10 protein-coding genes are annotated in these 13041 nt (G+C 71.4%); 1 reads left to right on the top strand and 9 read right to left on the bottom strand.

Annotated features, from left to right (window positions below; all coding sequences use genetic code 11):
* Positions 1 to 129: 129 nt before the first annotated feature.
* The 5 genes from gatB to ligA all read right to left on the bottom strand — a co-directional run bounded on the left by gatB (position 130) and on the right by ligA (position 8114).
* Complete coding sequence (gene gatB, locus IT780_RS13055) at positions 130 to 1623, bottom strand: Asp-tRNA(Asn)/Glu-tRNA(Gln) amidotransferase subunit GatB (RefSeq protein ID WP_199511759.1); 1494 nt, start codon at positions 1621 to 1623, stop codon at positions 130 to 132.
* An 82-nt stretch (positions 1624 to 1705) separates the two neighbouring features.
* Positions 1706 to 3163 carry an Asp-tRNA(Asn)/Glu-tRNA(Gln) amidotransferase subunit GatA gene (gatA, locus tag IT780_RS13050; RefSeq protein ID WP_233412798.1) on the bottom strand — a complete coding sequence of 486 codons (1458 nt, stop codon included), beginning with the start codon at positions 3161 to 3163 and terminating at the stop codon, positions 1706 to 1708.
* A gap of 23 nt (positions 3164 to 3186) precedes the next feature.
* Positions 3187 to 3486 (bottom strand): Asp-tRNA(Asn)/Glu-tRNA(Gln) amidotransferase subunit GatC, encoded by a 300-nt coding sequence (gene gatC / locus IT780_RS13045; RefSeq protein ID WP_199511757.1) that lies wholly within the window; start codon positions 3484 to 3486, stop codon positions 3187 to 3189.
* A 99-nt stretch (positions 3487 to 3585) separates the two neighbouring features.
* A complete protein-coding gene (locus IT780_RS13040; protein ID WP_199511756.1) occupies positions 3586 to 5640 on the bottom strand; it encodes a putative bifunctional diguanylate cyclase/phosphodiesterase in 2055 nt (684 codons plus the stop codon).
* Positions 5641 to 5963: 323 nt separating this feature from the next.
* Positions 5964 to 8114 (bottom strand): NAD-dependent DNA ligase LigA, encoded by a 2151-nt coding sequence (ligA, locus tag IT780_RS13035; RefSeq protein ID WP_199511949.1) that lies wholly within the window; start codon positions 8112 to 8114, stop codon positions 5964 to 5966.
* Positions 8115 to 8416: 302 nt separating this feature from the next.
* Here ligA and IT780_RS13030 point away from each other — a divergent pair, with 302 nt between their 5' ends.
* Positions 8417 to 8917 (top strand): type II toxin-antitoxin system PemK/MazF family toxin, encoded by a 501-nt coding sequence (locus IT780_RS13030; protein WP_199511755.1) that lies wholly within the window; start codon positions 8417 to 8419, stop codon positions 8915 to 8917.
* Here IT780_RS13030 and IT780_RS13025 read toward each other — a convergent pair.
* The 4 genes from IT780_RS13025 to IT780_RS13010 form a co-directional block, all read right to left on the bottom strand.
* Positions 8893 to 9246: a VOC family protein gene (locus IT780_RS13025; protein ID WP_199511754.1), complete on the bottom strand. Its 354-nt coding sequence runs from the start codon at positions 9244 to 9246 to the stop codon at positions 8893 to 8895. The genes IT780_RS13030 and IT780_RS13025 overlap by 25 nt on opposite strands.
* Positions 9247 to 9383: 137 nt before the next feature.
* Positions 9384 to 10382 carry a methionine synthase gene (locus IT780_RS13020; protein ID WP_199511753.1) on the bottom strand — a complete coding sequence of 333 codons (999 nt, stop codon included), beginning with the start codon at positions 10380 to 10382 and terminating at the stop codon, positions 9384 to 9386.
* On the bottom strand, positions 10375 to 11508 hold the full coding sequence (gene mnmA, locus IT780_RS13015; protein ID WP_307831164.1) for a tRNA 2-thiouridine(34) synthase MnmA: 1134 nt from the start codon (positions 11506 to 11508) through the stop codon (positions 10375 to 10377). The genes IT780_RS13020 and mnmA overlap by 8 nt, the downstream gene beginning before the upstream one ends.
* A 193-nt stretch (positions 11509 to 11701) precedes the next feature.
* On the bottom strand, positions 11702 to 12883 hold the full coding sequence (locus IT780_RS13010; RefSeq protein WP_199511752.1) for a cysteine desulfurase family protein: 1182 nt from the start codon (positions 12881 to 12883) through the stop codon (positions 11702 to 11704).
* Positions 12884 to 13041: the final 158 nt, after the last annotated feature.

Raw genomic sequence — 13041 nt, 5'->3', positions numbered from 1 at the left:
GTCTCGCGCGCTCACCGCCCGGATGCGGGCGTGCGTAGGCCGGGACGGTAGGGGCCGGGCCGTGTGCCAGTCTCGCTCTGCGGTGTCCGTACTTGGATTCTTTCGTCGTGATCGTCGCTGAATACGGGGTCAGCTGAGGCGGGCGAGGATGAGGTCGCGGACGGTTTTGGCGTCTGCCTGGCCGCGGGTGGTCTTCATGACCGCGCCGACGAGGGCGCCCGCCGCGGCGACCTTGCCGTCGCGGATCTTGGCGGCGATGTCCGGGTTGGCGGCGATGGCTTCGTCGACCGCGGCCTGGAGGGCGCCGGTGTCGGAGACGACGCCGAGGCCTCGGGCGGCCATGACCTGCGCGGGGTCGCCCTCGCCGGCGACGACCCCCTCGAGGACCGTGCGGGCGAGCTTGTCGTTGAGCTTGCCCTCGTCGACCAGGGCCTGCAGCTGCGCGACCTGCGCCGGGGTGGCGCCGACCTCGGCCAGCTCGACGCCGGTCTCGTTGGCGCGGCGGGCCAGCTCGCCCATCCACCACTTGCGCGCGCCGGCCGGGGAGGCGCCGGCGGCGATCGTCTGCTCGATCAGCTCGACGGCGCCGGCGTTGGCGACGGACTGCATGTCGAGGGCGCTGATGCCCCATTCCTCGCGCAGCCGGGCCCGCTTGACGCTGGGCCGTTCCGGCAGCGAGGCCTTGAGCTCGGCGACCCACGCGCGGTCCGGCGCGATCGGCACGAGGTCGGGCTCGGGGAAGTAGCGGTAGTCGGTCGCGGTCTCCTTGGAGCGGCCCGGGCGGGTGTCGCCGGTGTCCTCCTGGAAGTGCCGCGTCTCCTGCGTGATCCGGCCGCCGGCGTCGAGAACGGACGCCTGGCGGATGATCTCGGAGCGGACAGCGCGCTCGACGGAGCGCAGCGAGTTGACGTTCTTGGTCTCCGTACGCGTGCCCCACTCCTCGCCCGGCAGGTTGAGCGAGGTGTTGACGTCGCAGCGCAGCGAGCCCTGTTCCATGCGCACGTCGGAGACGCCGAGCGAGCGGATGATGTCGCGCAGCTCCGTCACGTACGCCTTGGCGACCTCAGGGGCCTTGGCGCCGATCCCGGGCACCGGCTTGGTGACGATCTCGACGAGCGGGATCCCGGCGCGGTTGTAGTCCACGAGCGACTCGGTGGCGCCGTGAATGCGTCCGGTCGCGCCGCCGACGTGCAGCGTCTTGCCGGTGTCCTCCTCGAGGTGCACCCGCTCGATGCCGATGCGGACGGTCTCGCCGTCGATCTCGACGTCGACGTAGCCGTCGGTGCACAGCGGCTCGTCGTACTGCGAGGTCTGGAAGTTCTTCGGCATGTCCGGGTAGAAGTAGTTCTTCCGGGCCATCCGGCACCACTCGGCGATGTCGCAGTTGAGGGCGAGCCCGATGCGGATCGTCGCCTCGATGCCGGCCCGGTTGGCGACCGGCAGCGCGCCGGGCAGGGCGAGGCAGACGGGGCAGACCTGCGTGTTGGGCTCCGCGCCGAACTCCGTCGGGCAGCCGCAGAACATCTTCGTGTTCGTGCCGAGCTCGACGTGCGTCTCCAGGCCGATCACCGGCTCGTAGCGGGCGGTCGCGTCCTCGTACGAGGGCAGCACGGTCGTACTCATGCGGTCACTCCAAATCCGGACAAGGCATGCCTGACGGGGTTCGCCGCGTTCCCGGCGCCGAGCTGGGAACGCGGCGGTGGTGCTACAGCTCCGGCGGGGTGAGCGTGCCGACCGCCGACTCGAGGGCCGCGGCCACCCGGTACATGCGGTCGTCCGCCATCGTCGGCGCCATGATCTGGAAGCCGACCGGGAGACCCTCGGACAGCCCGCACGGCACGGAGATCGCCGGGCCGCCGTAGAGGTTGGTGGGAATCGTGTAGAGGTCGGAGAGATACATCTGGTACGGGTCAGCGGTGCGAGACCCGAACGGGAACGCCACGAACGGCGTGGTCGGCGAGATCAGCACGTCGACCTGCTCGAACGCCGAGGTGAAGTCCCGCGTGATCAGCGTGCGCACCTTCTGCGCCTGGCCGTAGTACGCGTCGTAGTAGCCGCTGGAGAGCGCGTACGTGCCGAGGATGATGCGCCGCTTGACCTCCGGGCCGAAGCCCTCGTCGCGGGTCAGCGACATGACCTCTTCGAGCGAGCGCTTGCCGTCGTCGCCGGAGCGCAGGCCGTAGCGCACGCCGTCGAAGCGGGCGAGGTTGGACGACGCCTCGCTCGGCGCGATCAGGTAGTAGGCGGGGAGCGCGTACTCGAAGTGCGGGCAGGAGACCTCGACGACCTCGGCGCCGAGCTTGACCAGCGCCTCCACCGACTCGCGGAACGCGGCGATCACGCCCGGCTCGGCGCCCTCCCCCGCGAACTCCTTGACGACGCCCAGCTTCACGCCGGTCAGGTCGCCGGTGGCGCCCAGCCGCGCAGCGGCCACGACGTCCGGGACAGGCTGCGGGATCGAGGTGGAGTCGCGCGGGTCGTGCCCGCCGATGACCGCGTGCAGGAGGGCGGCGTCCTCGACCGTACGCGCGCAGGGCCCCGGGGTGTCCAGCGAGGACGAGAAGGCGATCAGCCCGTACCGCGACGTGCCGCCGTACGTGGGCTTCGCGCCGACGGTGCCGGTGACCGCGCCGGGCTGACGGATCGAGCCGCCGGTGTCGGTGCCGATCGCGAGCGGAGCTTCGTACGCCGCCAGCGAAGCGGCACTGCCGCCGCCGGAGCCACCCGGGATGCGCCCGAGGTCCCACGGGTTGTTCGTGGGCCCGTACGCGGAGTATTCGGTGGACGAGCCCATCGCGAACTCGTCCATGTTGGTCTTGCCGAGCATGACCGTGCCGGCGCCGCGCAGCCGCTCGACGAGCGTCGCGTCATACGGCGGCTTCCAGCCCTCGAGGATCTTCGAGGCGGCGGTGGTGGGAATGCCCTTGGTCGCGATCACGTCCTTGACCGCGACGGGCACCCCGGCCAGCGGGCCCAACTCCTCGCCGCGGGACCGGCGGGCGTCCACGTCGGCGGCAGCCGCGAGCGCGCCCTCCCGGTCGACGTGCAGGAACGCGTGCACCCGCTCGTCGACGGCGGCGATCCGGTCGAGGTGGGCGGTGGCGACCTCGACGGCGGAGGTCTCCCCGGAGGCGATGAGGCCGGCGATCTGCGCCGCCGTCATCCTGGTGACGTCACTCACGGCGCTCACTCCTCCTCGTCCAGGATGCGCGGTACGCGGAAACGGCCCTCGGCGGCGTCGGGAGCGCCGGCGAGAACGTCGTCCTGCTGCAGGCACGGCTGCACGACATCGTCGCGGTAGACGTTGGTCAGCGGCACGGAGTGCGAGGTGGGCGGGATGTCGTCGGCGGCCACGTCACCGATCCGGGCGACCGACTGCAGGATGACATCGAGCTGACCGGCGAACCTGTCCAGCTCCTCGTCGGTCACGGCGAGCCGCGACAGGCGCGCGAGATGCGCGACCTCTTCGCGGGAGATGGCGGCCATCGTGCCCCCTGGTGTCGGTCGGTGATGCTGACCCGGAGAGTCTATTTGGCTCGGCGAGGGGTTTGTCGGGCGGCTCCCCAACCTGTGGACAACTGGCGATCAGGTGGCCGCGAGGGCGCCCGGTTCCCGCCCCGGACGCAGCGGCCTGTACCGCGCCAGCCAGCCCGCGAACTCGGCCGCCGGCATCGGCCGGGCGTGGAACCACCCCTGCGCCGCGTGGCAGCCGTCCGCAGCGAGCAGCTTCCACGTCCGCTCGTCCTCCACCCCCTCGGCCACGACCCGCAGCCCGAGGGAGTCGGCGAGCGCGATGACCGACCGTACGATCGCCGCGTCGCCCCGGTCCGCCGCCATGCCGAGCACGAACGACCGGTCGATCTTGACCTCGGCGAGCGGCAGCCGTCGCAGGTGCTGCAGCGACGAGTACCCGGTCCCGAAGTCGTCGAGGGAGATCGCCACGCCCATCCGGTCCAGCCGGGTGATCGTGTCCAGCACCCGGTGCGGGTCGGCCATCAGCGCGCTCTCGGTGATCTCGAGCTGCAGCTGGTCGGCCGGAACCGCGTACCGGAGAAGGAGGCTCTGGATCTCCTCGGCGATGTCCGTCGCGTGCAGGTCGCGCACGCTGACGTTGACCGACGCCCGGACGGTCCGGCCGGCGGCGCGCCAGGTGGCCAGCTGCGAGATCACCTCGGCCAGAACCCTGCTGGTCAGCAGGCGCATGACGGGGGTCTGCTCGACGACACGCAGCAGCTCCTCGGGCCCCACCATGCCCCGGTCGGGATGCTGCCACCGCAACAGGGCTTCCACGCCGACGACTTCGCCGGTCGCGATGGCGATCTGCGGCTGGTAGTAGAGCATCAGCCCCTCGGCGGGCTCCTGTTGCAGCGAACGCCGCAGGTCGGCGAGGAGCGTCAGGTCGGGTGTGTGGTGGTCGGCGTCACGCGCGTAGACCGCGAACTGGGCTCCACGCTGCTTGGCGTCGTACATGGCGGCTTCGGCCTGCCGCAGCAGGGCCGCGCCGTCGCTTCCCCGCTCGGACTGCAGGGCGATCCCGATCGACGCGCTCACGTCGATGGCCAACCCGTCGACGGCGAACGGCGCCCCGAGCGCATCGGCCAGATGGGTGGCGATCCGCCGGGCCGCGGCCGGCCCGTCGACCCGGGTGGCCAGCACCGCGAACTCGTCACCCCCGAGCCGGACGACAAGATCATGCGCGGGTACGACGGCAGCCAGCCGCTGAGCCACCTGGATGAGCAGCCGGTCACCGTGAGCATGGCCGAGAGCGTCATTGACCGTACGGAAACGGTCGAGGTCCAGCAGCAGCAACGCCATCCGCCGCTCGGGCCGATGCGACCCCCGCCCCGCACCCCGCTCGGCGACCGACGCCTGCAACGCGCGCCGGTTCGGCAACCCGGTCAGCGCATCGACCCGGGCGGCCCGCTCGTACTCGCCCGCCGACCGGACCATCCGGTGCACGGCGTGCAGAGCCAGCAGCACCAGGGGTACGAGCGCCAGCCCCACCTGCGCAGCGGCCAGCACAATGGGCCCCAGCAGCAGCAACGAGGCGGTGGCGAACCACTCCAGCCCCCACCGCTCGGGCCGCTTCGGCTTCCGGCCGCCGGCCAGCACCCGCGAGGTCACGGCATCCAGGCCGTACCGCCCGCAGATCCAGGCGACGGCGGCGGCGATCATCAGCAGCGCCTCGTCCCAGTCCGGCTCCCGCCCGATCCGCAACCCGGCCAGCCCGGCCACCAGAGCGGCCGAGGCGAGCGCGAAAGCGTGCTGGACGGCAAGGTGCAGCGCCCGCCTCGCTGACTGCCGCATCCGCACCCCGGCGACCGCCATGGCGGCGAGTTGCACGGTCAGCGCGGGTACGAATCCCCAGGCCAGCACGATCCCGAAGGTGAAGCAGATCGACGGGAGGATGACGGAGCTGGCCCGCCGGTTCGCGACCACATAGGGGCGTGCGTCCACGGCGAGAGCGAGTACGGCCATCACCCAGAAGGCGGTATCCAGGTCGGCGAACTGCCCGGGAAGGAGTGCCCACAGCGCGACATCGACGACCGCGGCACCCCCGACCGCGGCGACGGCGCCCCGCCTGGCACTGACCGACCCCCGCCCACCCGGCATGGAGCTGCGCTGCTGTGCGGCACCCATGCGACCTCCAGGATGGCATCGACCGACCGAGTCCTCCTCACCATAGATCCACATAGACAAAACTACGCGAAACAGACTCGGCGTTATCAAATTGGCATAAGTCGGAGAACGTGGATCGGTGGAAAGTTCACCCGTTGGAGCCTGATCAAGGGTCCTGGGTGGAACCGGCGACAGGGTCCGGTAGCGGGTTGTCGCAGGTGGAGTGGGGTGCTGTCGGGGTGGCTGAGGCCGGCGCAGGGGCGACGGTAAATGACGGGTCGGCCGGTGCTGGCCGCCTGCCGCCACTGAGGACGGCGCTCCCCTGCCTCACGAGAGTTGGCCTGTCACTCCTTGGGCGGCGTCTCCACGATCTCCGCTACCGCGCGGGCCGCGTCCGGTCCGTCGCTGAGCAGCACCCCGAAGGCGTCCTCGTCCAGCACCGGAACCTTCAGCTGCAGCGCCTTGTCGTACTTGCTGCCGGGGTTGTCACCCACGACCACGAAGGCCGTCTTCTTCGACACCGAGCCGCTCACCTTGCCGCCGCGGGAAGTCACCGCCTCGGTCGCCGCGTCGCGGGAGTACGAGGCCAGGGTGCCCGTCACGACGACCGTGAGCCCTTCCAGCGGCCGGGGACCCTCGTCCGCCCGCTCGTCCTCCATCTGCACGCCGGCGGTGCGCCACTTGGTGACGATGTCGCGGTGCCAGTCGACGGCGAACCACTCACGCAGGCTTTCTGCGATCGTCGGCCCGACGCCTTCCACGGCGGACAGCTCCTCGACGCGGGCCTCGGCGACTGCGGTCTCGAGGGCCTCCATGGACCCGAAGTGCCGCGCCAGCGCCTGCGCGGCGGTGGGGCCGACGTGCCGGATCGAGAGCGCGACGAGAACGCGCCAGAGCGGACGGTGCTTGGCCTCGTCCAGGTTCTCCAAGAGCTTGACCGCGTTGCTGCCGAGGCTGCCGTCCTTGTTGACGAAGAACGGGGACCGCTGCAGGTCGTCGGCCGTGATGGCGAACAGGTCGCCCTCGTCGGCGATGATCTGCGACTCGAGCAGCGCCTGCGCGGCCTTGTAGCCGAGCACCTCGATGTCGAACGCGCCCCGACCGGCCAGATGGAACACCCGCTCGCGCAACTGCGCCGGGCAGGAACGCGTGTTCGGGCAGCGGATGTCGATGTCGCTTTCCTTGGCGGGCGCCAGCTTCGTGCCGCACGCCGGGCACTCGGTCGGCATCACGAAGGGGCGCGCGTCGTCCGGGCGCAGGTCCATCACCGGACCGAGGACCTCGGGGATGACGTCGCCCGCCTTGCGCAGCACGACGGTGTCGCCGATCCACACACCCTTGCGCTCGACCTCACGCGCGTTGTGCAACGTCGCGAGCGCGACGGTCGAGCCGGCCACGCGTACGGGCTCGAGCACCGCGAACGGCGTGACCCGCCCCGTCCGGCCGACGTTCACGTCAATGTCGAGGAGCTTGGTGGTGACCTCCTCGGGCGGGTACTTGAACGCGATGGCCCAGCGCGGCGCCCGGCTGGTGGAGCCGAGGCGCCCCTGGATCGCCACCGCGTTCACCTTGACGACCACGCCATCGATCTCGTGCTCGACGTCGTGTCGGTGCTCGGCGTAGTAGGCGATGTAATCCCGCACGCCGGCCATGTCGGGGACCAGCTTCCACCGCTCGCTCGTCGGCAACCCCCAAGCCTTCAACGCCTCGTACGCGTGCGCCTGCGAATCCGGGGTGAAGCCCTTGCGAGCACCGATGCCGTGCACCACCATCCGCAGCCCTCGCGACGCTGTGATGCGGGGGTCCTTCTGGCGCAGACTGCCCGCGGCCGCGTTGCGTGGGTTGGCGAACGGCGCTTTGCCCTGCTCGACGAGAGAGGCGTTGAGGTCGGCGAACGCGGACCCGGGGAAGTAGATCTCGCCACGAACCTCGAGCAGGTCGGGCGGATTCTCGCCGGCGAGCCGCTCCGGAATCTCCCGGATGGTGCGCACGTTCGAGGTGACGTCCTCCCCCGTACGGCCGTCGCCCCGCGTCGCACCGCGGACGAGCTTGCCCTTCTCGTACGTCAGGTTGATGGCCAGTCCGTCGACCTTGAGCTCGCAGATGAACTCGACCGGCCCACCGGCGTCCCGCTCGGTACGCTCCGCCCACCCGGCGAGCTCGGCGTCGTCGAAGACGTTGTCCAGCGACATCATGCGCTCGGCGTGCTCGACGGGCGTGAACTGCGTGGAGAACGTGCCCCCCACGTTCTGGGTGGGCGAGTCGGGCGTGCGCAGGGCCGGGAACTGGTCCTCGAGCTCCTGCAACTCGCGCAGCAGCTTGTCGAACTCGGCGTCGGAGACAGTCGGCGAGTCGAGGACGTAGTAGCGGTACTGGTGCCCGCGAACCTCCTCGCTCAGCTCGGCATGACGGGCGCTGGCCTCGGGCGTCGGCTCGGCACCGGCGGCCGCGATCTGCTCGGCCGTGGGCTGCCCGGCGGCGACCTCCTCGGCCACGGCGACGTCGGCGGGCGACTCGGCATCAACAGACTGCTTCTCGGGCACCGGGACCTCCGTGTTCGGCTTTCTCCAGGCACGTTAGCCGGACCCTCCGACAAAACCGCCGTCCTGCGGGCCGCCTCGTCTTACGAAGTCGTCACAAGGTCGATCGCCGGGCCCGACCCGCCGAAGCGCAGCCCGACCCGCCGAAGCGCAGCGCAGGCCAGAAACGCGCAGCGCGGGCCAGAAAAGCGCAGCGCCGCCCGGAAGGCCGCGGAGTACCGGTCGCGCACGCTGGACCGCCCGGGTACGGTCTGCCGATGGCGGACTGGCGGTTGTGGCTGGCAGCGGGCCTGGTCGCGGCCGCGGGCGTTGCCCTCCTGCGACACCGGCTCCGCACCGCGCGGCCCACGGCGGGTGACATCTGGTGGGCCACGGTCCCCTTCGCCCGCGGCCAGGGCGCGAAGCTACGACCCTGTCTGGTGCTGCTGAACCACCGCCGCGGCATCGTCGTCTTGAAGATCACCAGTCGGGACAAGAGCCACCGCCGCGATCATGTGCTCATCCCGACGCGTCGCTGGGATCCGTACGCGGAGCGGGACTCGTACCTGAATCTCGGTGAGCCGATTCTGGTGCGCCGCTCGGCGTTTCAGCGTCGCGCCGGCACGGCGAGCCGTTCCATGCGCCGGGTCGTCGCGGCGCGCCGCGGCTTGGGTAAGCGAGACCTGCTGCGGCTGGCAGATCGGCAGGCGGAACGGCCCGACGGCAAGGGGCCGCCGGGGAACCGGCGTGGCCGCTACCAGACCAGACAGAACGGGTGACCGACCGGATCCTCGTACACCCGGAACGTCTCGCCCCCACCGTCCAATCGTTTCGCGCCCGCGGCGAGCACGCGCTGCTCCGCCTTCTCGATGTCGTCCACGCGCACGTCCAGGTGGAACTGCTGGGGGCGGTCGTGGTCGGGCCAGCGCGGCGGGAGGAGGTCGGGGGCCTTCTGGAAGGCGAGGCTCGGGGCGTCGGAGTCGGTGCGGATGGTCACCCAGCCGTCCTCGTCGTGAACGACGTGCATGCCGAGCAGTTCGCTGTAGAACCGTGCCAGGGCACGGGGATCGGGGCAGTCGATGACGACGGTGTCGAGACGTCCAATCATGTCTGCATGATGCCCGCCGGGTGCGACAGAAAAGGCGGAACGCCAACACTTCCGCCCGCCGGACGACCAGCATCGCCGGCCAACGAGCAGACAAGCTTCAGCGCCGGCTCAGATCCGGGCGTCACCGAGGGCGGTCGTCACGCCTCGGACAGGCGCCGACCGGCGTCACGGCAGGCTTTCACCACAGCCCGCACGTACCCGGGGCTCGCTCCGGCCAGTCCGCATGCCGGCGTGACGACGACCTGCTCGGGCAGCCGGTCAGCCCGGAATCCGAGCTTCCGCCACAGACCCCGTACCCGATCTGCGGTTTCTGCCGACGTCGGAGCGTGACCCGCCGACGCAGGCCGGGTCGGCACCGCGCCGGCGAAGAGACCGAGGCCGGCCTCGAGGGCCTCCCCCAGCGGATCCAGATCCTTGAGCAGCGCGAGGTCGATCGACACGGCCGCGGCCTGTGCATCCCGCACGACCTGCAGCGGTACGGCGGGAGCACAGCTGTGCACGATCACCGGCACGCCCACCGCCTCCACGACGGTCCGCAGGCCTGTCGCGGCATCCGGGCCGTCGACGGCCCTGTACGCGCTCAGCCCGCTCTCCGTGGGAACGTGTCCGTCGAGCACCGCGGACAGCGAGGGCTCGTCGAGCTGCAGCAGCACAGTGGCGCCCGGGAGCCGCCTCTGTACGTCGGCGATGTGCCGGCGCAGGCCCTCGGCGAGGGAGTCGGTGAGGTCCCGGACGGCGCCCGGATCGCGCAGCATACGGCCACCGATGGGCAGGTCCAGGTTGGCCGCGAGCGTCCAGGGGCCGGCCGACTGGATCTTGAACGGCCCCGTGTACCGATCGCCCTGCTCGGTCATCTGGTCGAGGTCGCGTTCGAGCAGATCGGCCGTGCGGCGCAGGTCCTTGCCGGGGCGTGGCGCCATCTGCCACCGCCCGGCGTAGAGCTGGACGGGAAGCTCGACGAGGAATCCGGCGCTGCGTCCGATGATGTCGGCGCCCGGGCCGCGGTCGGGGAGCTCGGGGAGGTGCGGCAGATCGGGCAGCTCGCCGAGGATCAGCCGCTGCGCCTCGGCAACGTCCGTTCCCGGCAGCGAGCCGATTCCGGTCGCCGCTCCGCTCGGCCAGGGAAAGTCAGCCATTGGCCGACGCCCCCGTCCCGGACGTCGCGGCGGGGTGCGCGTTCTCCCCGGTCAGGTTCTCCCCGGTCAGGATGGTGGCCGAGCCGAGCACGATGTCCCCGCCGGGATCCGGCCGGTACGCCACGATCGCCTGGCCGGCGGCAACCCCGCGCGCCGGGCTCCGCAGCCGGGCCGTCAACCGTCCGTCCTCGACGGAGACGACTGCGGGCACGACCTCGCCGTGCGCACGCAGCTGCACGTCACATTCGACGGGCGTCTGCTCGCCGTGCCAGATCGGGCGCTCAGCCGTCACCGTGTCGACCGCGAGGTCCTCACGAGGGCCGACTGTGACGGTATTGGTCTTCGGGGTGATGGAGAGCACGTAGCGCGGGCGGCCGTCAGGGGCGGGCACGCGCAGGTCGAGGCCCTTGCGCTGGCCCACCGTGTAGCCGTAGGCGCCCGCGTGCTGCCCGAGCACCGTGCCCGTGCGGCCGTCGACGATGTCGCCGGGAGCTTCACCGAGCCGCTGCGCGAGGAACCCGCGGGTGTCGCCGTCGGCGATGAAGCAGATGTCGTGGGAATCCGGCTTGTCGGCCACGGCGAGGCCACGGGCGGCGGCCTCCTCACGCACCTGGGCCTTGGTCGAGTCGCCGAGCGGGAAGACGGCCCGGTCGAGCTGGTCGCGGGTGAGCACGGCGAGCACATACGACTGGTCCTTGGCGATGTCCACGCTGCGCCGCAGCAGTCCGTCGGCGCCGAGCCGGGCGTGGTGGCCGGTGACGACCGCGTCGAAGCCGAGCGCGACCGCCCGGTCGAGCACCGCGGCGAACTTGATCTTCTCGTTGCACCGCAGGCAGGGGTTGGGGGTGCGGCCCGCGGCGTATTCGGCGACGAAGTCGTCGACGACGCTCTCGTGGAACTGGTCGGCCATGTCCCACACATAGAAGGGGATGCCGATGACGTCGGCGGCCCGGCGCGCGTCGCGGGAGTCTTCGAGCGTGCAGCATCCCCGCGCACCCGTCCGGTACGTCTGAGGGTTCCGCGCCAGCGCCAGATGGACCCCGGTCACGTCATGGCCGGCATCCCTGGCGCGCGCGGCAGCGACGGCGGAGTCGACACCGCCGGACATAGCTGCAAGCACTCGCACGCCGGCAAGCCTATCCGCCGGCCCCGGCAAAACCCCACGGCGGCCGGAATCGGCCGACGTGCTCTGGACCACCCAGGAAAATCCTGTGGATCAAGAACCGTCCGCGCGGCCAACAGCGATAGATGAAGCACAAGACGGATCAGCGGGAGGACGGCGCAAGATGATCATCTTTCGGCTTCTGCGCCGCGGGCTCTCAGGACTGACGGGGCGTCTTCCACGCCGTGGCCCGGCGGGCCCGCTCCACCGCGCCCGGCAGCGCGGCCAGCAGCTCGTCGATGTCCTGCGCCGTCGAGGTCTGCCCGAGGGTGAACCGCAGCGAGGACCGTGCCCGATCATCGTCGGCGCCCATCGCGAGGAGCACGTGCGACGGCTGGGCGACCCCGGCCGAGCAAGCCGAGCCCGTCGAGCACGCGATCCCCTGCGCGTCGAGGAGCAGGAGCAGCGCGTCCCCCTCGCAGCCCGGGAAAGAGAAGTGGGCGTTGCCCGGCAGCCGGTCGACGGGATCGCCGTTGTAGACAGCGTCGGGGATCGCGGCCCGGACCCGCTCGACCAGGTCGTCGCGCAGGGCGGCGACGCGCGCCGCGTGCTCCTGCTGGGTCTTGACGGCCGCCTCGACCGCCACCGCGAACGCTACGACGCCGGGGGTGTCGAGCGTGCCGGACCGTACGTCGCGCTCCTGACCTCCGCCGTGCAGCAACGGCGTGGCGGCCACGTCCCGGCCGAGCAGGAGCGCGCCCACGCCGACCGGTCCGCCGACCTTGTGCCCGCTCACGGTCATGGCCGCGGCGCCGCTGGCTGCGAAGTCGACCGGGACCTGCCCCACGGCCTGCACCGCGTCGGTGTGGAAGGGGATGCCGGCCTGCGCCGCGAGGGCCGCCAGCGCGGGGATCGGCTGCAACGTGCCGACCTCGTTGTTGGCCCACTGCACGCTGATCACAGCGATCTCATCCCCGTGCGCCTGGATCGCGTCCGTCAGCACCGCGGGATTGACGCGTCCGGCCTGGTCGACGGGGAGCCACTCGACGACGGCACCCTCGTGCGACCGGAGCCACTCGACGGCATCCATGACCGCGTGGTGCTCCACCGCCGACGCCACGACGCGGCAGCGCCGGCCGTCGGCGCCGCGGCGCGCCCAGAACAGGCCCTTGGTGGCGAGGTTGTCGCTCTCGGTCCCCCCGCTGGTGAAGACGACCTCGGACGGCCGCGCACCGAGCACCGCGGCGATCCGCTCGCGCGACTCCTCGACGAGCCGTCGAGCGCTTCGACCGGCAGCATGCAGGGACGACGGGTTGCCGATCTCCCGGGCAGCCGCGACATATGCGTCGAGCGCCTCGGCGAGCATCGGCGCGGTCGCCGCGTGATCCAGGTAGGCCATCGTCATGAAGCTTATGCCGTGCGCCGCCAACGGATACGTCGCGTCCGTCACCGTCGCGCAGGACGATCAATATCCAGGGCGGAAGCGCCAAGAGCATCATGGCTCGGGTCCGTCGTGGTCCGAGACGTCGCTCCCGCCAGGGACCGGGTCCGACCGGC

Origin of the sequence: Nucisporomicrobium flavum (assembly GCF_016464385.1) — a bacterium.
Lineage (GTDB): Bacteria > Actinomycetota > Actinomycetes > Mycobacteriales > Micromonosporaceae > Actinoplanes > Actinoplanes flavus_A.
This window is presented reverse-complemented; position numbering and strand designations above follow the sequence as displayed.